The organism is Streptomyces sp. 4F14 (assembly GCF_048159485.1).
In the GTDB taxonomy this organism is placed as follows: domain Bacteria; phylum Actinomycetota; class Actinomycetes; order Streptomycetales; family Streptomycetaceae; genus Streptomyces.
On the sequence record NZ_JBLRVY010000429.1, the window covers coordinates 1 to 310 of the forward strand.

1 pseudogene is annotated in these 310 nt (G+C 69.4%); it reads right to left on the reverse strand.

Features of this window, described 5'->3' with window-relative positions:
• Nucleotides 1–195, reverse strand: a pseudogene (locus ACLZOT_RS51445) (hemin transporter); the annotation flags it as partial.
• Nucleotides 196–310 lie beyond the last annotated feature (115 nt).

A 310-nucleotide genomic window follows, 5' to 3' on the forward strand; every position in this document is an offset into this window, starting at 1 on the left:
GAACGCGGCGATCGATCCCGCGAGGGCCTGCCGCTGGGTGCCGGCCGCCTGGTTGCCGCGGTTGAACAGGTCGCGCAGCAGGTCGGGGCGGGCGGCGAACATCCCGGCGTAGAAGCGCTCGGTGATCTCACCGATGGCCCCGCCGACGACGGGGAGGGTGGCACGCACGGTGGCGGCGGACTGCTCGGACAGCATCGGGTCTCCTGGAACTCGACGAGGCTGGACAGCTCCCATTAAAACTTGCATCTGACATACCAATTAAGGCGGGGTGGGTCCCGGGCGTGGGTCGGCGGATGTCGGTGTGGCCGGG